Here is a 22,126-nt window from a genome sequence, read left to right on the forward strand (position 1 = left end):
TGTTAATACAGTCTAATAACTACAAAACCAGACATCTTAGCGATGCGTAGATAAACGTTTTCGCCTATTAATTTCGTGGGGAACAGCTCAGAGTTTTCTTCTGCATTCATACAATTTTCGTATGCTTTTCAATGGAAGGGAATGTCATATTGTAAATATTAGTGACTTGACATATCGTAAACTAAGCGCCAATTGGAAGGAATGTTGAAGCAAAGTGAGACGTTTGCATACTAAGAGTAAATCTGATGTATTCGTTTGACTTTATTAGTCAGCGCAGTCAAAGGATTTGCTGGCTTCGCGATTGCGTTTGCGTCTTTAACGCTCTAGCTGTTGGAATAAATATTCCATTAAAATAGTAAGTAAAAAATTATCAAGGCGATATTCCTTTAAAATTAAAGTGACCTGACCCCTTCTATTAACTCCTTGATTATTGTTCGTTCTGTTGATATTTATGAATATAAAAAGACACCTTATATAATTGAGTAGCCACAATTTGACTTAATAGCCCAATGTAAATGTGAGGTTCTATAAAGTTCAAACCTCTGAATACTCCCCATTCCTAATCCCATCAATACTCCAATCACCCACGCTATAACGAATTAACCTTAAAGTAGGAAACCCAACATGTGCTGTCATGCGTCTAACCTGCCGATTTCGTCCCTCAGAAATCGTAATAGATAACCAACTAGTAGGCTTATTTTGCCTAAAGCGCACCGGCGGGTTTCTATCCCACAAGTCGGGCTCATCGATTACCTTTACATACGCAGGTTTTGTCATGCCATCTTTTAAGTTAACGCCTGTACGCAGTCGCTCTACATCGAAAGGCTGAGGAATACCCTCTACCTGAACCCAATAGGTTTTAGCTGTTTTATGTTTAGGTGAGGCGAGTTTGTTTTGTAGCTTGCCGTCATTAGTTAACACCAACAACCCTTCGCTGTCTTTGTCTAAGCGCCCAGCGGCATAAACTTCTGGTATGAGAATAAAATCTTTGAGGGTTCGTCTGCCAGCGTGATCTGTGAACTGGGTCAGCACATCAAAAGGTTTGTTAAACAAAATAACTCGTGTTTTTGTCACAGAAGACGGTACGGGTTTAGTCGGTGCTTTTTTGAAACGTAAGTTAGGTTTATTTGACATATTTATTTACTGATTTTGATCACAAGTTGATTAATTGGTGGACATAATTATGTGAAAGTGTGATTTACAGCAGAAAATTTGCAAGCAAAACTTTTACTTAATCGGTCAATCCATATATCATTTGTTATCTTTTTTGATAAAAGCTATTTAGATCAGATTTAATTTTAAATTTTTTAACTTCGGTACAAAACACCAATCCATAACGAAAATAGTCGTGAGTTTGCTGATTTCTAAAATGTGCAAACTATGGTTTGTCGGTGCTTTACCATTAACATGAGGCTTATAATGACGATTTCCAAGTCAAAGATTATCTACACTAAAACGGACGAAGCACCAGCACTTGCTACTTATTCGCTGCTTCCCATTATTCGTAACTTTAGTTCAAGTGCAGGGATTGAAGTTGAATTAACTGATATTTCGTTAGCATCACGTATCTTGTCTGTTCTAGGCGACCTTCTTCCAGCTAATCAACAAGTACCAGACGCCCTAACTGAATTAGGGGCTTTGACACAAGAAGCATCAACTAACATAATAAAACTGCCTAACGTAAGCGCTTCAATTCCTCAGTTAAGAGCAGCTATAAGAGAGTTACAAAGCAAAGGTTTTGCTTTGCCTGAGTTTCCTGAAGATCCTCAAACAGATGATGAAAAAGATATCTCAGCACGTTACGGTAAAGTATTAGGCAGTGCTGTAAATCCAGTCTTACGTGAAGGTAATTCTGACCGTCGTGCGCCAATTGCAGTTAAGAATTATGCTAAACGTAATCCCCATTCAATGGGAGCTTGGAGTCAGGCCTCACAAACTCACGTAGCACACATGAGTGAAGGTGATTTTTACTCGGGTGAAAAATCAGTTACGGTGGTTAAAGCAGGCTACGTAGATATTGAGTTTACTGACAAATCTGGGAAAGTCACTGTACTTAAGTCGAAAGTAGATTTGTTAGCAGGCGAGGTGATTGATGGCATGTTTATGAGCAAAAAAGCTTTGTGTGAATTTTTTGAAGTACAAATTGAAGATGCCAGAAACACAGGGGTTTTATTCTCGTTGCATGTTAAAGCGACCATGATGAAAGTGTCTCATCCAATTGTATTTGGTCATTGTGTTAAAGTTTTCTATAAAGATTTATTTGACAAGCACCAAACATTATTTGATGAATTAGGTGTGAATCCTAATAATGGTTTAGGCAGTGTGTACGATAAAATAGCGACCCTACCGCAGTCGCAAAGAGCTGAAATCGAGCATGACATCAATGCTTGTTATGCTAATCGTCCTCCCATCGCTATGGTTAATTCAGATAAGGGTATTTCGAACTTACATGTACCTAGTGATGTTATTGTTGATGCTTCTATGCCAGCGATGATCAGAAGCTCTGGGAAAATGTGGGGACCAGATGGGAAGTTACATGACACCAAAGCGGTTATACCTGAAAGTACTTACGCCACAATTTATCAAGAAACTATCAACTTTTGTAAAACGCACGGTGCATTTGATCCCACAACAATGGGAACTGTGCCAAACGTCGGTTTAATGGCCCAAAAAGCTGAAGAGTATGGCTCGCACGATAAGACTTTTGAAATGACTGGTGACGGTAATGTACGAATTATCGATCAGGATGGCGTGGTTTTAATTGAGCATGCTGTAGAAGAGGGTGATATTTGGAGAATGTGCCAAGCCAAAGATGCTCCTATCCGCGATTGGGTTAAGCTTGCAGTCAACAGAGCTCGCCATTCTGGTATGCCGACTGTATTTTGGTTGGATGATGAAAGAGCACATGATGCTCAGATGATTTTAAAAGTAGCTGAATATCTTAAAGAGCATGATACAAACGGTTTAGAGATATCTATCATGTCACCTGTTCGCGCAATGCGTTTTTCAATGGAACGAGCAATACGTGGTTTGGATACTATCTCTGTTACAGGTAACGTTCTTCGTGATTATCTTACTGACTTATTTCCAATTTTAGAATTGGGTACCAGCGCTAAGATGTTGTCTATCGTGCCTTTAATGGCTGGTGGTGGATTATTTGAAACTGGAGCCGGGGGTTCTGCGCCAAAACACGTTCAACAATTTGTTGAAGAGGGGCATTTGCGTTGGGATTCACTTGGTGAGTTTTTAGCGTTAGCCGTGTCTTTTGAAGATTTAGCGCTCAAGACTAAAAATAGCAAGGCAAAAGCTTTGGCCGTAGCACTAGACCATGAAACAGAAAAGCTGTTGACTGAAGGTAAATCACCGTTACGAAAAGCGGGTCAGTTAGACAATAGAGGAAGTCATTTTTATTTAGCTCTGTATTGGGCTGAAGCGTTGGTTAATCAAAATGATGATCAGGAGTTAGTTGTTAAATTTAAACCTTTATTTGAATCGTTGTCTGCCAATGAAAGCAAAATCATGGCGGAAATTGATTCAACTCAAGGTAAGGCTATAGACATTGGCGGTTACTACTACCCAGATGATGCCTTATTAACTCAAGCGATGTGCCCCAGTGCTACGTTCAATGAAATAATAGCTGCCGGTTAATAAATTTATGCCCTGTTTACAGGGCGTTATCAAAGCCCAAATTGTACGCAAACAAAAAAGCAGACTCCAAGTCTGCTTTTTATATGTCAGATGATAATCTATCTTTCAGGCTCACCATTAAAATCAATATTCTCTGCATGCAACCCCTTAGGGCCCTGTTGCACTTCATATTTTACTTCTTGGCCTGCTTTGAGAGAGCGGTAGCCTTCCATCTGAATTGTTGAGTAATGTGCGAATATATCATCACCGCCATCATCAGGAACAATAAAGCCAAAACCTTTAGCATTGTTGAACCATTTTACCTTGCCGATTGCCATACTTCTGCTTCCTTTTAATCCCTTGAACTAATCCAACTTTGCCCCCACACTGTATTAGAAGGCTGACGTATTAACTACTCAATACAATCGTCAAATTAAAATGTAGGTTTTTTAACCTGTTTTTGTCAAGCTGAATTTGATATTTTTATTGAAATCTTAAAGATAATAAATTTCAGCGGTAGTGGCTAATGCATGAAGTCGTCTTAAATTATTTGGGCTAAATAAGTGAACTATGAGTAAAGATAATACCATCAACATTGAACGTCTTAAAGAAATTGATGCGGTAAAGAAAAAAGCCGCTCCTCCACCTATGTTTAAGGTGCTACTCAACAATGACGATTACACACCAATGGATTTTGTAATTGACGTACTCATGCGATTTTTTAATTTGGATGGTGAAAAAGCGCAACAAGTAATGTTTACAGTGCATTATCACGGAAGAGCTGTATGTGGCATATATACTGCAGAAATTGCAGAAACTAAGGTGATGCAGGTTAGTCGGTACGCAAAAGAACACCAACATCCGCTCATGTGTACCATGGAGCAAGTGTGATGTTTGGATTGAGAGAAATATCATCATCGAATAGGCTAGTAGTCAGAGGGGATTTTAATGTTAAATAAAGATTTAGAGCAAACGCTCAATGAAGCGTTTATATTTGCTAGAGAGCATCGTCATGAGTTTATGACGGTAGAGCATCTCTTACTTGCTTTGCTTGATAATAAAGCCGCTAAAGATGCGTTGAAGGCTTGCGGTGCTAATATTGAGTCAATCAAACAAGAACTTACTGATTTCGTTAAAGATACCACTCCTTTATTATTAGACGAAGAGGGAAAGGAACGAGAAACACAGCCTACGCTAGGTTTTCAACGTGTACTGCAACGTGCAGTTTTTCATGTGCAATCATCAGGCAAAGAAGAGGTCACTGGGGCAAATGTATTAGTAGCCATTTTTAGTGAGCAAGAGTCTCAGGCTGTTTATGTATTAAAAAAATCTGATGTAACACGTTTAGATGTGGTCAATTATATCTCGCATGGTGTCTCAAAAATTGACGATGAATCACCAGCTAGCAATGAAAGTGAAGACGAAACCAGCGAACAAGAAGAAGCAGAGTCGATGCTGGATAAGTATTCAACTAACCTTAACCAAAGCGCTAAAGAAGGCAAAATCGATCCCCTTATCGGTCGAGATAGCGAACTAGAGCGTAGCATTCAAATATTATGTCGTCGCCGCAAAAACAACCCATTATTAGTAGGTGAGGCTGGAGTAGGTAAAACTGCTATTGCTGAAGGTTTAGCTTATCGGATTGTGAATAACGAAGTACCGGAAGTTATTGCACAAGCGACAGTTTATTCGTTAGATATGGGGGCATTGTTGGCAGGGACTAAATACCGTGGTGATTTTGAGAAACGCCTTAAAGGAATATTGAAAGAGCTGTCAGCTCAACCAGACGCTATATTATTTATTGATGAAATACATACTATTATCGGTGCAGGTGCTGCCTCTGGAGGAGTAATGGACGCCTCCAATCTACTTAAACCAAAACTAAGTAGTGGCGAATTACGTTGCATGGGCTCAACGACATATCAAGAATACCAAGGAATTTTCGAAAAAGACCGTGCGCTGGCCCGCCGTTTCCAAAAAGTAGATGTGATAGAACCTACCGTTAGTGATACCACTAAAATTCTAATGGGATTGAAATCACGTTACGAAGCGCATCATAGTGTACGTTTTACTCACAAAGCGATCCGTGCAGCAGCTGAGTTGTCTGCTAAATATATTAACGAACGCCATTTACCTGATAAAGCGATTGACGTCATTGATGAAGCTGGTGCTAGTCAACGTTTACTTCCAGCCTCTAAGCGCAAAAAGACGATTGGTGTAAGCGATATTGAACTTATCATCTCCAAGATTGCACGCATTCCAGAAAAGTCTGTATCGTCCTCAGACAAGCAAGTGCTTAAACACTTGGACCGTGACCTAAAAATGGTCGTGTTTGGGCAAGACAAAGCTATCGATACTTTGACGGACGCTATTCGTTTATCTCGTTCTGGTTTAGGTAATGAAACCAAACCTATTGGTAACTTCCTGTTTGCTGGGCCTACTGGAGTAGGTAAAACTGAAGTGACTGCCCAGCTAGCAAAAGTTCTAGGCGTAGAGTTGTTACGTTTCGATATGTCTGAATATATGGAGCGTCATGCGGTGAGCCGTTTGATTGGTGCTCCCCCAGGTTATGTGGGTTTTGATCAGGGGGGATTATTAACAGATGCAGTGATCAAAAATCCCTACTCAGTAATTTTGTTAGATGAAGTAGAAAAGGCTCACAGCGATATCTACAACATATTGCTACAAGTCATGGACCATGGAACATTAACGGATAATAACGGCCGTAAGGTAGATTTTAGAAACGTTGTGTTGGTTATGACGACTAACGCGGGTGTGCAGGAAACGATTCGAACTTCTATTGGTTTTAAACAGCAGGATCATAGTCATGATGCGATGTCTGAAATTAAAAAAATATTTACACCAGAGTTTAGAAACAGACTGGATGCGACTGTTTGGTTTAACCACCTTGGAAGGGATGTCATTTTACAAGTGGTTGATAAATTCATTGTTGAACTGCAAGTGCAGCTGGACAATAAAGGTGTGTCATTAGAAGTCACTACTCAAGCTCGTGATTGGTTAGGCGATAAGGGATATGATAAAAATATGGGCGCACGACCTATGGCACGCGTCATCCAGCAACATGTTAAGAAAGAATTAGCACACGAGTTGTTGTTTGGACGATTAAGTCAAGGTGGAAGTGTTAAGATTGCTGTTAAAGATAAAGAGCTTAGCTTCGAGTTTTTTTCTGACAGTAAAGAAAAACCAGCGGTGCTTAACTCCTAATTTATAATATTTGATTGAGTTAAATGTCTGTAGGCATAAAAAAAACCGATATTGAAAAATATCGGTTTTTTTATATCTTTAAAATCTGTACTTGGGTTAAGTGCTCTACCTTATTAATCCCAAGAGTAAATAATGATTTATTATCTTGCGCGGTAGATGATACGGCCTTTGGATAGGTCGTAAGGCGTAAGTTCTACTGTTACTTTGTCGCCAGTTAAAATCCGAATATAGTTTTTACGCATCTTGCCTGAAATGTGGGCAGTAACAACATGACCATTTTCCAATTCAACACGAAACATAGTATTTGGAAGGGTATCCAACACAGTGCCTTCCATTTCAATACAATCTTCTTTCGCCATCTAACTCTGTTACCTCTAATAAATAAAATAAGTGTCTAAAAATGCCGCGAAGATATTGCCCAATAAGGGAGCGAGTGTAAAGCTTTACCCTGCTTTTTTTGTAATTAGTTGCCATTTATCATCAAAAAAGCGCTCATGGGGTAAAAAATTTTGTTTATAGCTCATTTTCTGACAGGTATCTATTTGATATCCTAAGTACAAAAAAGGTTTGTTTAATGACTTGGCAAGTTCGATTTGCTGCAAAATAGCAAAGTTTCCTAATGAGCGTTGCTGTTCTTCGGGCTTGAAAAAAGTGTATAACGCCGATAAGGAAGATACTAGGTTGTCAGTGACTGCTACACCAATTAGTTCGTCACTCGCGTATAATTCAATAAACAAAGCGTTATTCCAAGGACTTAAAACAAAACCTTGATACTGTTCTAGGGTTGCAGGGTACATGCTGCCATCAGAATGACGTTGATTGATGTAAGACTCATACAATGGATAATATTCCGGCTTGTCACCATGACTAATATGTATTGTTAAGTCCTGATTACGCTTCATGATGCGCTTTTGACTCTTTGATGGGGTAAATGTATTAACTGGAAGCCGAATAGACTCACAGGCGTTACAAGAGCTACAGTGAGGTCGATAAATCTGCGTCCCACTGCGTCTGAAGCCTGCACTGATTAAATAGTCATATTCAAGCATAGTGGGTTGAGTATCACTCATAAAAACTAGTAGCCTTTCATCTTGCTCTGGAAGATAACTACAAGTAAAAGCAGTGGTAATGCCAAATTTCATTTCCATAACGTTATAGCCATTTAATCAGGTTAAGTGCTTGTGGTTGCCAAACACTTTTATCGAAGGTTTTCTGGCTTTGCTGTTGCAAAATAATCAAAAATTTATCTCTAGGCATCTCAACACAACCTAAGCTGGCTAGATGTGGATTTTGCATTTGACAGTCAATAAATTCTGCTGCTTGAGACTTAAGTATCTCAACTAAAGAAAACATAGCTACTTTAGACGCATTAGTGGCTTTATGAAACATAGACTCACCGCAAAACATTTTGCCAATTACTATACCGTATAAGCCTCCTACAAGGGTATCTTCGTTCCATACCTCAATAGAATGAGCATGACCAAGACGATGTAAGTTCTTGTAAGCATTAATCATGTCATAAGTTATCCAAGTGCCAGAATCGTCTCTAGGAATGGTCGCACATTCGTCTATGACTTGGTTAAACGCGATATTGATGGTGATTTGGTAGTTACAGTTGCGTACAAATTTTTTCAAACTTTTACTGCACTTAAAATTATCTACAGGCAATATGCCTCTAGGGTTTGGTGACCACCACATAACAGGTTCGTTTTGACTGAACCAAGGAAATATTCCAGATTCATAAGCTAGAAGTAGACGTTCGGCGCTCAAATCACCACCGAATGCTAATAAACCGTTAGGTTCAGTTAACGCTATATCTGTTGGTGGAAATATAAGTTTTTTGTCGAGTTTAGTCAAAGTCAGCATAGGGATTTCGTTATTGTTCTAGTTTGTAAAATAGAATTAAAAAAGGCCTCAAGTCGAGGCCTTTTATGTAAATAGAATCACTTGTTATTCTTGAGCGTCTAAAAATTTCTCAGCATCCAAAGCTGCCATGCAACCAGTACCTGCTGAGGTAATGGCTTGACGATAGATATGGTCGCTCACATCACCTGCAGCAAACACACCTTCAACACTGGTTTGAGTGGCATTACCCTCGGTGCCACTTTTCACTGTAATGTAGCCGTCTTTCATATCCAGCTCACCTTCAAATATCCCAGTATTTGGCTGATGGCCGATTGCGATAAACACACCCATCAAATCTATGTTTTCAGTCGCTTCAGAGTCTGTGTTTTTGATACGAATGCCAGTCACACCCATCTCATCACCTAGGATTTCGTCTAATTGACGGTCTAAATGTAATGTAACGTTACCATTTTTAGCTTTTTCCATTAAACGGTCAGCAAGTATTTTTTCACTTCGAAAAGAATCGCGTCTATGAATAACATGAACTTCAGAGGCAATGTTAGATAGATATAGAGCTTCTTCAACGGCTGTATTGCCACCGCCCACAACAGCTACCTTCTGATTGCGGTAAAAAAATCCATCACAAGTTGCACAGGCTGATACTCCTTTGCCCATGAAAGCTGTTTCTGACTCCATACCAAGATATTTTGCAGAAGCACCTGTACTAATAATCAATGAATCACAGGTATAAGTGCCTTGGTCACCGGTTAAGGTGAAAGGCCGTTTAGACAGGTCAGTTTTATTGATATGGTCAAAAATAATTTCAGTATCGAACTTTTCAGCATGTTTTTGCATACGGTCCATTAAATCAGGACCAGTTAACCCTTCAGGGTCGCCTGGCCAATTCTCGACTTCTGTTGTGGTAGTTAGTTGTCCACCTTGCTGAATGCCGGTTAATAACACAGGATTAAGATTAGCGCGAGCAGCGTATACAGCCGCAGAGTAACCTGCAGGGCCTGAACCCAAAATTAGTAGTTTAACGTGTCTTACTACAGACATTTAACTCTCCAAATATTCTTTTTAAACGTCACCAAAATGACCTAGGTTTCATTGATCATGAGATGACAGTAGATGTGGGCATGTGCAGCACTTTCAACATCCAAAGCGTAACTAAATTTAGTAATAAGCTCAAAATTAATTCTGTGCCGCCTGAATTGCCGTCAGTGCAATAGTAAATACGATATCGTCTACCAGTGCGCCTCGGCTTAAATCGTTAACAGGTTTACGCATGCCTTGTAGCATTGGACCAATACTGACTAAGTCAGCACTTCGTTGCACAGCCTTATAAGTAGTATTGCCGGTATTGAGATCGGGAAAAATAAATACCGTGGCATGACCTGCTACTTTACTATTAGGCGCTTTACTTTTAGCGACACTTTCCATCACGGCTGCATCATACTGCAAAGGACCATCTATTAATAAATCAGGGCGTTTCTGTTGCGCTAATTTAGTGGCTAATTTGACCTTTTCAACATCTGATCCAGTACCTGAATCACCAGTGCTGTAACTTATCATGGCTACTTTAGGTTCGATACCAAAGGCGGCAGCTGAGTCGGCTGATTGGATCGCGATATCGGCCAGTTGTTCAGCATTAGGATCAGGATTAATAGCACAATCGCCGTATACCAAAACCTGCTCTGGTAATAACATAAAAAAGATTGAGGACACTAGAGATACCCCTGGCGCAGTTTTGATTAATTGCAACGCAGGACGAATAGTATTGGCTGTTGTATTAATTGCACCTGAAACTAACCCATCAACATGATTTTGTTGCAACATCATCGTGCCAAGCATAACGTTATCGAGTAGAAGCTCTTTGGCTACCACCGCCGTTAACCCTTTGTGTTTGCGCATCTCAACTAACGGTTGCACATACTGGCTGCGGATGTCTTCAGGCTGTTTAATTTCGACTGAGTCAGGTAATTCAACACCCTGTTGCTGGGCAACCCTTAGTATCTCGATTTTGTTGCCCAGCAGAATACACTTTGCAATATTTCTTTGTGCACATATCGCTGCTGCTTTGATAGTTCTTGGTTCCTCACCCTCTGGCAGTACCACGGTTTTTTGAGCTTGTTGAGCCAGTAGGGTCAATTTATAACGAAATGCCGAGGGTGACAGTCTCAAGGGCCTATCAGAGCCTTTTGAAATAGACGCTACCCAATTAGGATCGATACAAGCAGCCGTATGGTCCATCACGCGATTAATACGTTGCTCATCGTCCGCTGGCACTTCTTGATTGAACATATGCAAGTTGAGTGAGGTTTGCCACGTGTTATCGTTAGTTAGTAAAACAGGTAAACCAGTTTCCAACGCTTGCGAGCAAAGCTGCCAAATTCGGGGATCTGGTTGATACCCCCCAGTTAAAAGCAGGGCACCAATTTTTGTACCATTTTGTGCTGCTAAACAACATGACACCAACACGTCGCTTCTGTCACCTGACATGACCAGCAGTGCACCGGGTTTAAGGACTGATACCATATTGTGGATTTCGCGGGCGCAGAAATGCACACTTCGAAGTCGTCTGTGTTGATAATCGCCCTCATTTAATAATTGTGCATTTAAGTGTTTGCATACATCCATGACACGCGGGGCAATTAATTCAAAGTTCCAACTAACACAACCCAATAATGCAAAAGATTTTGAAAAAATAGGCAACGTGGATAACTGCTGCATAATTTCAGGCGTTTGGCTGTCGTCATGACTTTCTATTAATTCGCTACTTAACCGACCTTTGTCATCGATAGGTGCATTGACCTTATTAAAAATACAGCCGATAACTTTTTTACCTTTATGACCGCCATAACTGTCGGCTACAATTTCAAGTTTGTCGTTAAGTTGATTTAACCTCAAACTTCCTGGTGCACTAACCAACACAATTTGTGCATCTAAGGCGTTACAAATTTCTCTATTTAAACGTACTGCATAAGGGTGGTTCTGGGTCGATACCAATCCTTCGATGATAGCGATATCCTCTTCACCCGCATTTTGTTCAAACAGTGCGATTATTTCTTCCAATAAAATATCTCTATTGTCTTGGCTTATCATCTCCTCAACATATGATGTGGAAAATGGCTTGGCTGGTTTTAACAATCCGACTTTAGTCGCTATTGTGGTCGACTTTTCTGCCTCGCCATCGCCTTGTCTAGGCTGTCCAACAGGTTTGAAAAAATTTACCTTCAGGCCTTGTTGCTGCATCACTCGCACTAACCCAAGGCTAACGCTAGTCAAACCGACACTTGTACCTACTGGTATCAACATTATACGACGTGGCATAGTGACTCCTTAATGAGCAAATTGTATGGCATCTTTGGCAATTACCCATTCTTCATTAGTGGCAATTGCAAAGATAGGATTTGAACTAGAACAACTAATGAGGCCAGACTGTCCAAAACGCATTTCTAGGTTTTTATCAATATCAAGTTGAAATCCCAAATGCCCCAACTGGTTAATCGTATTTTCTCTAATATAAGCGGAATTTTCGCCAATCCCGCCGGTAAAAACCAAAGCATCTAGCGGTCCTACAACCGCTAAATACGAACCAATATATTTCACTAAACGATAAATAAACATATCCAGTGCCAGTTTCGCTTGCTGGTTGCCTTCTTTGACCTCCTGCTCAAGTGTTCTGCAGTCATTACTCAGTTTTGAAACACCCAGCAAGCCAGACTCATTATTTAATAAGTGGCTTACTTTATCGACCGAATAGCCCAATTGCTCAATAAGGTATGTGGGTAAACTGGGATCAATATCACCGCTGCGTGTACCCATCACTAAACCCTCTAAAGGGGTGAAACCTAAGCTGGTGTCGATAGCTTTACCCTGCTTAATGGCTGCTATACTGCATCCGTTGCCTAAGTGTGCAGTAATTAAGTTACAATTTGAGAACTCTTTTTTAAGCGCATTTGCCGCCTCGTGTGCTACAAAATAATGACTTGAGCCATGAAAACCGTACCGCCTAATATGATGTTGTTGGTAAAGTTCGTAGGGTAAGGCGTATAAATATGCATGTTTAGGCATGGTCTGAAAAAAAGCAGTATCGAATACTGCAACATGAGGTAAATCTGGAAAAGTTGTTTGAGCGCTATTAATACCCGCTAAGTTGGCTGGGTTATGCAACGGCGCCATCAATGATGTTTGCTCAATGGCCTGCTTAACATCATCATCTATTAAGCTAGAATGTGTAAAGGTCTCACCGCCATGAACCACTCGATGTCCTACTGCAACAATTTGTTGGCTTAAGGTTTCAAACTTTTTGAGTGTGTTGGCAATGACGGTTAATGCTTGTTGATGGCTTGCATCGGCGGGTAATTCAGCACTATGTTGTTTGTTTTGGTAATTAAATCCAAATTTGCTTGAAACTGTGCCAAGATTTTCTGCTAATCCATGTAGCGGTGCTGTTCCTGTTTTAGCTTCGATAATGGCAAATTTAATAGAAGAACTGCCGCAATTAAGAACGAGAACGTATTGATCCATAAGTCAAAACTTTTGCTATTTAGAGGTGTGTATTTCTAATAGTAACGTTTATGAGAAATTTTTGGGTATAGATAGTTGAATTAATATAACTTTAGCGTGTTAGCTTATCCTTGAGTTAGCCGCTAGAATACATTTAAGCTTTATTACGGAGTCACTGAGTTGGCACAAACTATTACAGCAATGGTGAGAGATGGTCAGCAATATATGCAGACTTGGCCGATGCAACCGCAGTTGTTTGGCATGTTCCCAGAGAGCAAAGTCATTTTGGCGACCAAATTTTCGATAAAAGTTATGCCTGCTCTGGCTGTTTTAACAGTTGCGGCATTAATTAATTTGCAAGGCGTTGAGCGTTTACCTCAGGCTCTGGCCATAGGCGCGTTCTTTTTGTCACTACCCATGCAGGGTTTGATGTGGTTGGGGCATCGTTCAAATCAATATCTACCGCCTACATTAAAGCAATGGTACCTTGATATCCATTATAAAATGCAGATGCAAGGATGTGCATTACAATCTCCCAAAGCTAGGCCAGATTACAAAGAGCTTGCTGTATTATTAAAAACAGCTTTTGACGAATTAGATAAAGCATTTACTAAACGTTGGTTTTAAGTTTGTTTTTAACCAACAAAATAGTATTTTATTACCTAAAACTTATCCGAATACAACAAGTGTCTTTTACAATAAGGTAAGTGCATAAGCTTTGGTTTCGAGACAGATTCATTCTGTATAACTTCTACTGTGAAAGGTTGTAGTCACTCACATATTATCTCAACTAATTTCACAACAAGCTGCAGTACAAAGCATTTTGTTGGCTACATCAATTTAAGATTCTCTGTTAACAATATCAATGGGAATGTTACTTCAGACGAGTGCATAAGCAGCCAAAGGGCTTCTACACTTTTTACACACATAAATTTGTTTGCCGTTAATTACTTTATTATGCCTTCTAATTCCTAATTCTATGGGTCCACATTGACATTGATAATGGAAGCTTTTTCCTTTTACTTTGGTCACATCCATTTGGTGGTAGGTTTGCCCTTTTAAACTAAAAAGTTTAAACATTAAATTTTGCCATTCTTTACCGTGAGGGCGAACTTTACCAAAAAGCCAATAAGCTAATAAATGACACACTTCATGAGGAACAACTTCCTCCAAAAATGCATCCACATTGTCATCTAACAATATAGGATTAAAGCGTAATTCATTTTTTTGAAGCCGGGCACAACCTGCTATCTTGCCCTTTTGATTAAAGTTTATTTTTGGCAACATAAAATGTTGGTCAAAGTGAGTTGAAGCATGATCTATACATTGTTTAACTTTTTTTGTAACTAACTGTTGTGTAGATAAAGACAAATGAATTCTGCTTTCCAATATGATTGGCTTCCGAATTTCAATGATATACCAATTATGCTCAATATTTAATGCCTAGAATGTGTACCGTTTTTTTTAAATGGTGATGAGGCGAGTTGCAACCTTAATAAAAACATTTAGTAAAACATTTAATAAGTTATCTATATTAAGTATAAAATTCGATAGAGCACTCTTTTTAGAGCCTGCTGGATGGTGAATTTTCTAAAAAGGTTAATGCTATAAATAGATAACATTAATTATTCTGAGTATATCAATGCAAGATTAACTACAGCGCCATTCTCTATATTTTAGTTTTTTAGCGGATCCGGCAGATGTAAATTTTTGCGCAAAGGTGCATGGCAGTATTGTCATAAAATGGATGGCTCAAGCAGATGATGCCTTTGCTGCGCGGTGAGGTGCACATTATTGTATAATCGTATCTATTGGTGGAATACGATTTATTTGGCCAATTTTAGTTGGTCAGGTGGTGACTGTTACTGCTTAAATTGTGAACACATGCGAAACAAGCATGTACATCTATATTTGGATTTTAGTTGGGGTCTCCTGCACAAAATAGAATGGCCGAGAAAGGTTATCGTATCATGGCAGTTGTGGCTTACGACCCATCTGGTTATCCAGTCGAAGTGACTAACTGGGTGCTATAAACAAACTAAATCTTGCGACATAATAATATGCCATTCAGATACAAGAGTCTGCTAGGATTTTGTATCAGGTGTCAGCTGCAATGCTTGTGAAAAATAATATGTTTTCTATTTTTCATAAAACGATATTGTTGACCCTATATAAATACTTCTGGTGTTAACAAACGATTATAAACGTATGTAGCTCCGATTTTTTTCAAAAAAATAATGTGTCTCAACGTAGAATGAGAATTTCTACCCACTGATGACACGGTGTTGAGTTTGAACAGTAGGTTTCAATGATTATAATTAATCATCCCGAATGAAAAGCAATCATATTGAACCTATTTACTGTGTACTATATTCCATACTTTGCCTCTTTTTCAGCTAATATTTCCACAGCATTTGAATGATAAACTCATATTAAGAAATTAAACTGCTGTACAAATACTGCTTCAATAATTCTTAAACTTTAATTAATAAAAAAGCCCAACATCCATGTTGAGCTAATACCAGAGACTGGTTGTTCTTAGCTAATGTAATTAATCAATTTTAGTCAGTGTTATTGACAAGAGTAAAATAACAAATATTATATTTCGCAAGGTAAGCAATAAGCATAGACCCCTTTAGGATCATTCAATTTTGCTACCGCTTCCAAGTCCGCTGTGATTTCTTTAACTAGACTTAAAATAGTACTCGATTTTTCTACCTTAAAAGCACCTTGAAAGGTAACAGAGGCGTTTTGTAGTATCTCTTTCCAGAATATTTCACTCTTAGACAACGTTTTTTTAATATATTGAGTGTCATAAGTTTCTAAATTGGATAAGTCAGCAGCGGCTTTTATGCCATCTTCTAAGTAACCTATTTCATCTACTAAGCCTAACTTAAGAGCAGTTTCTCCAATCCAAACACGTCCTTGGGCTATTTCATCGACTTGACTTTTACTCATCTCACGCTTATCGGCGACCAGAGATATAAATTGATCATAGCCATGTTCGATACCTCTTTGCATAATGGCAGCCAGTTTAGGATTAAGTGTCTTAGTAATCCCCATGCCTGCAAATTCAGTGGTACCGACACCATCAGTATGTACACCTAAATAATCAAGAGTTTTCTCAAAGGTTAAAAACATTCCAAAGATACCAATAGATCCTGTAATAGTGCTTGGTGCAGCAATTATTTTGTCTGCTCCAGCAGAAATCCAATACCCACCAGAAGCGGCATAAGTACTCATAACTGCTACTACTGGTTTACCAACAGCTTGCAAGTTTTCAACTTCTTGACGAATAATTTCTGAGGCAAAAGCACTGCCCCCTGGTGAGTCTACATATAACACTACTGATTTTACTGTATCGTCATATCTTGCTTTACGTAGAAGCTGTGCTGTACTGTCACCACCTATTTGACCTGGCTTTTTAGTACCGTTTAATATGGTACCTTTCGCTACAACTATCGCGACCTTATCCATATCGTTAGGCATATTTGGTAGAACAGGTTTGATCATTCTTAAGTAATTATTGTAACTGATAGCGTTGAAACCCATGCCGCTTTCGTCTTTGCCAACTGCAGCAACAATTTCTTGCAAAGCTTGTTCGCGTGTTTTCAGTGCATCAACCCAACCAAAATCTAATGCATATTTTGCAAAATCACCCCCGACTTGTTCAAATTTCTGCAAGAAAACATCTAATTCTTCATCAAAATCATCTACATCTAAGCCGCGAGCCTTGGCAACACTTGCCTTATATTGTGTCCACATTGCTGTTAGCCATGCTTTATTTGCTTCCTTCGCTGGTTCTGACATATCGTCACGAATGAAGGGTTCAACGGCTGACTTATAGGTACCCACTTTAAAGACGTGTGTTTCTGCTTTAAGTTTTTCGATAGCCGATTTGAAATACATGCCAAAACGTCCATATCCTTCAAACATCATAAAACCCATAGGATTTAAATATAGGTGATCTGCACGACTGGCAAGGTAATATTGGTTCTGAGTATAGTAGTCCCCGATTGCATAGATGGGCTTGTTACTTTCTTTAAAGGCTTCTAAAGCTAATGCAATTTGTTCTAATTTGTCTAAACCAATGTTGTCTAGGCCATGTAAATCAAGTACTAGAAGTTTTATCCGTCGATCTTGTCTAGCGTTTTCAATAGAAAGTAATATATCTTGTAGTAACATTTCTGGGTTATCGTCTTTTTGCTCAAAAGCCTCTTCCAAAAACTTGGTGAATGGGTCAACGGTTTCTTTCTCAATGACTACGTTACCGACTAACTTCAGAACTAACGCTGAATTAGATGGTACTGTAACTGTATTTTCATCCTTTAAAAAAACTGTAATTAGACTCAAAAATATAACAATAAAAATAATGTTAAAAAATAATTTTCGACTAAAATTGAGCGCGGTCCATAAACCAACAAACAACGACTTCGTCCAACTTTTTCCTGAAGACATAATAGGTGTGCACACTTATAAAATAATTGAACGATATCTTATCTAAAAACAGCCGTTTTTAACATTTTCAAATGTAATTTTTTGTAACTTTTCCATTTATAAGTTAAATATTTGCTATAGAGTTACTGTAAATATAAAGACAAGCCTACTTACATATGAAAACACATCCTTACTACCCACATTTATTCAAAGGTCTAGACCTTGGGTTTACTCAATTACCTAATCGTGTGTTGATGGGTTCAATGCACCTTGGTTTAGAAGAAGAGAAAAATGGCTTTGAAAAACTGGCTGCGTTCTATGCAGAACGTGCCGCTGGTGGAGTAGGGTTGATAGTGACAGGTGGGATTAGTCCTAACCGACAAGGTTGGTTATTGCCTTTTGCGGCACGTATGAGTAATAAAAAACACGCTAAAGAACATCAAGTCATTACCGAAGCTGTTCACCAACATCAAGGTAAAATATGCCTTCAAATACTACATTCTGGACGTTATGGTTATCACCCATTTGTAGTTGCACCCTCAGCTATTAAATCTCCAATAAATCCTTTTAAACCCAAAGCCATCTCAAAAAGAGGCATTGTTAACACCATAAATGATTACGCAAATTGCGCTGCCATGGCCAAAGTAGCGGGATACGATGGTGTCGAAATAATGGGATCTGAAGGCTACTTTATTAATCAATTCTTATGTCCTCGAACTAATCAACGAGATGATGAATGGGGAGGTAGCTTTGAAAATCGCTCGCGTATTGCAATTGAAATAGTCAATGCAGTCAGACAAAAAGTGGGTACTGACTTTATCATTATATTTCGTTTATCCATGTTGGATTTAGTCGAAGGGGGTAGTAATTGGGATGAAGTGGTGGCTCTAGGGAAACTAATTGAGGAGTGCGGAGCCACACTTATTAATACGGGCATTGGTTGGCATGAAACGCGAGTGCCCACTATAGGCACTATGGTCCCAAGGGGCGCGTTCACTTGGATAACTGAGCGTATGAAAGGTGAGCTGACGGTGCCTTTAATTGCGACTAATAGGATCAATACGCCTGAAATTGCTGAAAAAATATTAGCCAGTGGGCAAGCAGATATGGTGTCGATGGCCAGACCTTTCTTGGCCGATGAAAATTTTGTGCGCAAAGCACAGCAAGGAAGAGGAGATGAGATCAATACCTGTATTGCTTGTAACCAAGCTTGTTTGGACCATGGATTTGCCCGCAAGCGTGCCAGCTGTTTGGTCAATCCGCGAGCTGGATACGAAACAGAACTAAATTTCCCTTCAACTACCCACAAGAAAAAACTAGCGGTAGTAGGTGCAGGGCCTGCTGGTCTTGCCTTCAGTTGTTATGCTGCTGAGCGTGGTCATGAGGTACATTTGTTTGAAAAAAGTACCGAAATTGGCGGTCAATTTAACTATGCTAAACGTATTCCTGGTAAAGAAGAATTTTATGAAACCCTACGTTACTTCAAAAAGAGAATAGAAGTCACAGGTGTACATTTGCATCTAGAAAGTCAGCAAAGTGTTGAGTCTTTAGCTGATGCTAATTTTGAACAGGTGGTACTTGCTACAGGGATAAAGCCCCGAGAGGTCAATATTGAAGGCATACAGCATCCAAAAGTCATGGATTATCTTGATGTGTTGAGAGACGATAAGCCAGTCGGTAAAAAGGTCGCGATAATAGGGGCTGGGGGCATTGGTTTTGATGTGGCAGAATTTTTGGTAGAAGAACATTCTTTAACCAATGAACCTGAACGATGGTTAAAAAGTTGGGGAGTCGATAAAGAGTACAAACAAGCTGGCGGATTGATCGAGGCAACTATTGGGCAGCCTGCCAGAGAGATATTTTTACTACAACGTAAAACGACTAAAGTAGGCAAAGGGCTAGGTAAGACTACCGGTTGGATCCACCGTTCGGCTTTACAAAAGAAACAGGTGCAAATGATCGCAGGCGTTGATTACGTAAAAATTGACGATCAAGGTTTACATATCCAAGTAAATGACAAGCCGCAAATACTGGACGTGGACCATATTATTTTATGTGCGGGCCAAGAACCATTTAAAGACTTATTAAAAGGGTTAGGAGAGAGAAATATCAAGACACATTTAATCGGAGGCGCGGATGTGGCATCAGAGCTCGACGCGAAACGTGCTATTAGGCAAGGAGCTGATTTAGCCTCCATTATTTAAAAGAATACACTATTGGCGGACTCCAGACACAAAGGAGCAATTATCTAGAAAGATGTACTTATCTATGGGTGATAATTCAAAAATTTGAACCTCACCCACACGATCTTTTTGAGCATAATATTTAACTTCAAAATAGAATGACCAGTCGTCGGTTTTTGATGTAAGTTCTAAGTAAGGAAAATGTGTAAAATTCCAGCTCCCTCTGGCTAAACCATGTTTCAGCAATTGACTTTTTAGGTTTAAGATTTGGTATTGGCCATCTAGCTGCAGTTTTATGGTTAAGTCGGTATTACAATTTTGACTTGTGTATTCATTCGCCCAATCTTGTTGATTCTTTATTTGCTGTGGGTTTACACCTGGTGGCACTAACAGCAAAGCAATGGAATTCTCTTTGTACCAGTGATTATCGATAAATAACATGCGGGTATTTTCTATATCCCAACCCACTTCCCTCATGGTGTAGATTAATTTGTTTACTGCGTTTCGGTTGTTAATAAGCGGCGAATAGGTCAATGAAGACTGAGTCACGGATTGTGGGAATTTGAGTTGATTAGGCTTAACTAAAAAATCCGCTGCAACTAATTCTTTACTGATCGCTTCTATTTGCGGGTCTGATAGATAACGAGAATAAAGGTGGACTGTGGTTTGGCTGCAACTACAAAAAAGTAAGGCCACAAGTATTAGGTATTTCGACATAAGAGTGGCCTTGGCATGGTTTAACGCAGGACTTTTATTTTCTCAACACTGGAATTCATAGCTGATTTCCCTTTATTAAGTTTTTCCATTCTAAAATCTAACTGTACTGTTATACCGGTTTGCCTTTGTGCTTGGCCGCCTTGGATCCTAGGTTTGTATGTCCATTGTTTTAAAGCGGTAACGGATACTTTATCGAAGGTTTGTTGTGGGAATGATTCAATCACCTGAATATTGTCAGTTGAACCATTTTTAGTAATATCAAATTGTAATGTGACCGAGCCCTCTTGGTTATCTCGTGCCGCTTCAACAGGATATTTGGGTTCGATTCTGATCACGGGGGTGGTAATAGATGCTTTTCCGACTGAGTGTGCCGTTTCAGCTAAATTGGCCATCGCGACACCGGCCAGCAAAGTACTACCTAATGCTATAGATAAACCTATTGATGTAGGTTTGATTTTTGCTGGATTTTTGATATTGGATATACGTTTAAACATGGTGTGTTTTTCTCCATAAGGTGAGTAAATAGAAAAGCTGTGTAGTGAACGTTCAGCGCATTGCACTAATGCTTTGCTGTAGCTGATTTGATCTTCAACAGTCGATTGTTTGAGTACGGCTGCATCACATGCTAATTCTTGGCTGCGCCTAAAAGCTCGGTACGCCAGCCAAGTGAGTGGGTTGAACCAGAATACGGCCACAAACAACAAGGCAAACAAGTTATAAAGGTTATCACCTCGGTGAAAGTGCACTAACTCGTGGTTTATCATTAATTGTTGTTGGCGCACACTGAATTGACTGTGGAAGCCCTCGGGGATAAGCAAGGTTGAATTAAATATACCGCTCAATACAGGGCCTGATAATTGATTGTTGCTGACCACTTTCAATGTATTAGGTAACACTATACCCAGTTCGACTTTGCGAGATTCGAAGTGTGCTAAACGGTACATTTTCCACTGTGCAAATGCACCAAGAGATAAAATTCCGAGGAAGCCAGATAACCATAACAAGGCCCAGTTAAGGTTAATATTGACTGTGTTTGTCTCTCCACTTATTTCAACTACATAACGGTAGATAGATCTATCGTCTATTGAAATAACATCTTGCGGTAGGTTGTTAGCAATCAATAGCAAAGGCACTAATAGCCAAAGTGCATATATTGCCTTGGCACCTAGATTTTTAATTGCTTTTGCTTCTAGGATTATCAACGTTAATAGCAAAAAACTGATAACAAGCTGTTGTTCCACTAACCAATTAGTCATTGTTTTGCTCCCACTTTTGGATTAATGACTTCAGCTCTTCTACATCTTCTTTGGACAATGAGTCTGAGTCTGCAAAACCAGCAACCAATGGCGCTACTTTTCCACCAAATAAACGGCTAACTAAACTTTTACTTTCTTTTTCGGTAATTGTGCTGCGTTCAATTAAAGGGAAATATAAATAACTACGTTGCTGTTTGTCAAAGTCGATAACGTGTTTTTTAACCAATCTACTGATCAACGTTTTGACGGTTTTCTCATGCCATGGTTTGTTTTGATTTAAGCGCTTAATAATTTGGTTGGCTGAAGCAGGGTACTGTTCCCATA

General features: G+C 39.3%; 18 protein-coding genes. 5 read left to right on the plus strand and 13 right to left on the minus strand.

The features are described from left to right. Positions 1 to 534: 534 nt before the first annotated feature. Entirely contained in the window at positions 535 to 1,134 is a 600-nt protein-coding gene (locus QZ562_RS11145; RefSeq protein ID WP_293759928.1) for a pseudouridine synthase, read from the minus strand. A 285-nt stretch (positions 1,135 to 1,419) separates the two neighbouring features. On the opposite strand from QZ562_RS11145, the gene QZ562_RS11150 reads away from it, so the two are divergent. After that, entirely contained in the window at positions 1,420 to 3,648 is a 2,229-nt protein-coding gene (locus tag QZ562_RS11150) for an NADP-dependent isocitrate dehydrogenase (protein ID WP_293759929.1), read from the plus strand. Positions 3,649 to 3,746: 98 nt separating this feature from the next. Here the strand turns inward: QZ562_RS11150 and cspD are convergent, their stop codons facing one another. Continuing rightward, on the minus strand, positions 3,747 to 3,965 hold the full coding sequence (cspD, locus tag QZ562_RS11155) for a cold shock domain-containing protein CspD (protein ID WP_007643551.1): 219 nt from the start codon (positions 3,963 to 3,965) through the stop codon (positions 3,747 to 3,749). Positions 3,966 to 4,197: 232 nt separating this feature from the next. On the opposite strand from cspD, the gene clpS reads away from it, so the two are divergent. Then, on the plus strand, positions 4,198 to 4,518 hold the full coding sequence (gene clpS / locus QZ562_RS11160; RefSeq protein ID WP_293759932.1) for an ATP-dependent Clp protease adapter ClpS: 321 nt from the start codon (positions 4,198 to 4,200) through the stop codon (positions 4,516 to 4,518). A gap of 57 nt (positions 4,519 to 4,575) precedes the next feature. After that, positions 4,576 to 6,852, plus strand: coding sequence for an ATP-dependent Clp protease ATP-binding subunit ClpA (gene clpA / locus QZ562_RS11165; RefSeq protein WP_293759934.1), 2,277 nt, complete (start codon positions 4,576 to 4,578; stop codon positions 6,850 to 6,852). Between the two features lie 140 nt (positions 6,853 to 6,992). Here clpA and infA read toward each other — a convergent pair whose 3' ends face one another. The 6 genes from infA to QZ562_RS11195 form a co-directional block, all read right to left on the minus strand. Next, positions 6,993 to 7,211: a translation initiation factor IF-1 gene (infA, locus tag QZ562_RS11170; RefSeq protein ID WP_007618153.1), complete on the minus strand. Its 219-nt coding sequence runs from the start codon at positions 7,209 to 7,211 to the stop codon at positions 6,993 to 6,995. Between the two features lie 84 nt (positions 7,212 to 7,295). Continuing rightward, on the minus strand, positions 7,296 to 7,994 hold the full coding sequence (locus tag QZ562_RS11175; protein ID WP_293759954.1) for an arginyltransferase: 699 nt from the start codon (positions 7,992 to 7,994) through the stop codon (positions 7,296 to 7,298). Between the two features lie 10 nt (positions 7,995 to 8,004). Further along, positions 8,005 to 8,718: a leucyl/phenylalanyl-tRNA--protein transferase gene (gene aat / locus QZ562_RS11180; protein WP_293759936.1), complete on the minus strand. Its 714-nt coding sequence runs from the start codon at positions 8,716 to 8,718 to the stop codon at positions 8,005 to 8,007. Between the two features lie 84 nt (positions 8,719 to 8,802). Then, the gene (gene trxB / locus QZ562_RS11185) at positions 8,803 to 9,756 is read right to left on the minus strand and encodes a thioredoxin-disulfide reductase (RefSeq protein ID WP_293759938.1); all 954 of its coding nucleotides are present in this window, start codon (positions 9,754 to 9,756) and stop codon (positions 8,803 to 8,805) included. A 135-nt stretch (positions 9,757 to 9,891) separates the two neighbouring features. Further along, positions 9,892 to 12,030 carry a phosphate acetyltransferase gene (gene pta, locus QZ562_RS11190; RefSeq protein ID WP_293759940.1) on the minus strand — a complete coding sequence of 713 codons (2,139 nt, stop codon included), beginning with the start codon at positions 12,028 to 12,030 and terminating at the stop codon, positions 9,892 to 9,894. A 9-nt stretch (positions 12,031 to 12,039) separates the two neighbouring features. After that, positions 12,040 to 13,230 (minus strand): acetate kinase, encoded by a 1,191-nt coding sequence (locus tag QZ562_RS11195; RefSeq protein ID WP_293759942.1) that lies wholly within the window; start codon positions 13,228 to 13,230, stop codon positions 12,040 to 12,042. A 159-nt stretch (positions 13,231 to 13,389) separates the two neighbouring features. Here QZ562_RS11195 and yfbV point away from each other — a divergent pair, with 159 nt between their 5' ends. After that, complete coding sequence (gene yfbV / locus QZ562_RS11200; RefSeq protein ID WP_293759944.1) at positions 13,390 to 13,836, plus strand: terminus macrodomain insulation protein YfbV; 447 nt, start codon at positions 13,390 to 13,392, stop codon at positions 13,834 to 13,836. Positions 13,837 to 14,088: 252 nt separating this feature from the next. Here the strand turns inward: yfbV and QZ562_RS11205 are convergent, their stop codons facing one another. Together QZ562_RS11205 and sppA are read right to left on the minus strand one after the other, a co-directional pair. Next, positions 14,089 to 14,580 (minus strand): SprT family zinc-dependent metalloprotease, encoded by a 492-nt coding sequence (locus QZ562_RS11205; RefSeq protein ID WP_293759946.1) that lies wholly within the window; start codon positions 14,578 to 14,580, stop codon positions 14,089 to 14,091. A 1,227-nt stretch (positions 14,581 to 15,807) separates the two neighbouring features. Beyond that, positions 15,808 to 17,667 carry a signal peptide peptidase SppA gene (gene sppA, locus QZ562_RS11210; RefSeq protein WP_293759948.1) on the minus strand — a complete coding sequence of 620 codons (1,860 nt, stop codon included), beginning with the start codon at positions 17,665 to 17,667 and terminating at the stop codon, positions 15,808 to 15,810. Between the two features lie 155 nt (positions 17,668 to 17,822). Here sppA and QZ562_RS11215 point away from each other — a divergent pair, with 155 nt between their 5' ends. Next, positions 17,823 to 19,850 carry an NADPH-dependent 2,4-dienoyl-CoA reductase gene (locus QZ562_RS11215; RefSeq protein WP_293759950.1) on the plus strand — a complete coding sequence of 676 codons (2,028 nt, stop codon included), beginning with the start codon at positions 17,823 to 17,825 and terminating at the stop codon, positions 19,848 to 19,850. 9 nt (positions 19,851 to 19,859) lie between these two features. Here the strand turns inward: QZ562_RS11215 and QZ562_RS11220 are convergent, their stop codons facing one another. The 3 genes from QZ562_RS11220 to QZ562_RS11230 form a co-directional block, all read right to left on the minus strand. Continuing rightward, positions 19,860 to 20,546: a hypothetical protein gene (locus QZ562_RS11220; RefSeq protein ID WP_293759951.1), complete on the minus strand. Its 687-nt coding sequence runs from the start codon at positions 20,544 to 20,546 to the stop codon at positions 19,860 to 19,862. A 20-nt stretch (positions 20,547 to 20,566) separates the two neighbouring features. After that, positions 20,567 to 21,802: a M56 family metallopeptidase gene (locus QZ562_RS11225; RefSeq protein ID WP_293759952.1), complete on the minus strand. Its 1,236-nt coding sequence runs from the start codon at positions 21,800 to 21,802 to the stop codon at positions 20,567 to 20,569. Continuing rightward, positions 21,795 to 22,126: BlaI/MecI/CopY family transcriptional regulator (locus QZ562_RS11230; RefSeq protein ID WP_293759953.1), on the minus strand; the 332-nt coding region annotated here is incomplete at its 5' end. The genes QZ562_RS11225 and QZ562_RS11230, both read right to left, overlap by 8 nt.

Origin of the sequence: uncultured Paraglaciecola sp. (assembly GCF_913058035.1) — a bacterium.
Lineage (GTDB): Bacteria > Pseudomonadota > Gammaproteobacteria > Enterobacterales > Alteromonadaceae > Paraglaciecola.

Bases quoted from the DNA above. Each gene is read 5' to 3' on its own strand.
- trxB (WP_293759938.1), bottom strand. From the start codon at position 9,756: ATGTCTGTAGTAAGACACGTTAAACTACTAATTTTGGGTTCAGGCCCT.
- QZ562_RS11150 (WP_293759929.1), top strand. From the start codon at position 1,420: ATGACGATTTCCAAGTCAAAGATTATCTACACTAAAACGGACGAAGCA.
- infA (WP_007618153.1), bottom strand. From the start codon at position 7,211: ATGGCGAAAGAAGATTGTATTGAAATGGAAGGCACTGTGTTGGATACC.
- QZ562_RS11215 (WP_293759950.1), top strand. From the start codon at position 17,823: ATGAAAACACATCCTTACTACCCACATTTATTCAAAGGTCTAGACCTT.
- QZ562_RS11195 (WP_293759942.1), bottom strand. From the start codon at position 13,230: ATGGATCAATACGTTCTCGTTCTTAATTGCGGCAGTTCTTCTATTAAA.
- cspD (WP_007643551.1), bottom strand. From the start codon at position 3,965: ATGGCAATCGGCAAGGTAAAATGGTTCAACAATGCTAAAGGTTTTGGC.
- QZ562_RS11145 (WP_293759928.1), bottom strand. From the start codon at position 1,134: ATGTCAAATAAACCTAACTTACGTTTCAAAAAAGCACCGACTAAACCC.
- clpS (WP_293759932.1), top strand. From the start codon at position 4,198: ATGAGTAAAGATAATACCATCAACATTGAACGTCTTAAAGAAATTGAT.
- QZ562_RS11220 (WP_293759951.1), bottom strand. From the start codon at position 20,546: ATGTCGAAATACCTAATACTTGTGGCCTTACTTTTTTGTAGTTGCAGC.
- QZ562_RS11175 (WP_293759954.1), bottom strand. From the start codon at position 7,994: ATGAAATTTGGCATTACCACTGCTTTTACTTGTAGTTATCTTCCAGAG.
- QZ562_RS11225 (WP_293759952.1), bottom strand. From the start codon at position 21,802: ATGACTAATTGGTTAGTGGAACAACAGCTTGTTATCAGTTTTTTGCTA.
- aat (WP_293759936.1), bottom strand. From the start codon at position 8,718: ATGCTGACTTTGACTAAACTCGACAAAAAACTTATATTTCCACCAACA.
- clpA (WP_293759934.1), top strand. From the start codon at position 4,576: ATGTTAAATAAAGATTTAGAGCAAACGCTCAATGAAGCGTTTATATTT.
- sppA (WP_293759948.1), bottom strand. From the start codon at position 17,667: ATGTCTTCAGGAAAAAGTTGGACGAAGTCGTTGTTTGTTGGTTTATGG.
- pta (WP_293759940.1), bottom strand. From the start codon at position 12,030: ATGCCACGTCGTATAATGTTGATACCAGTAGGTACAAGTGTCGGTTTG.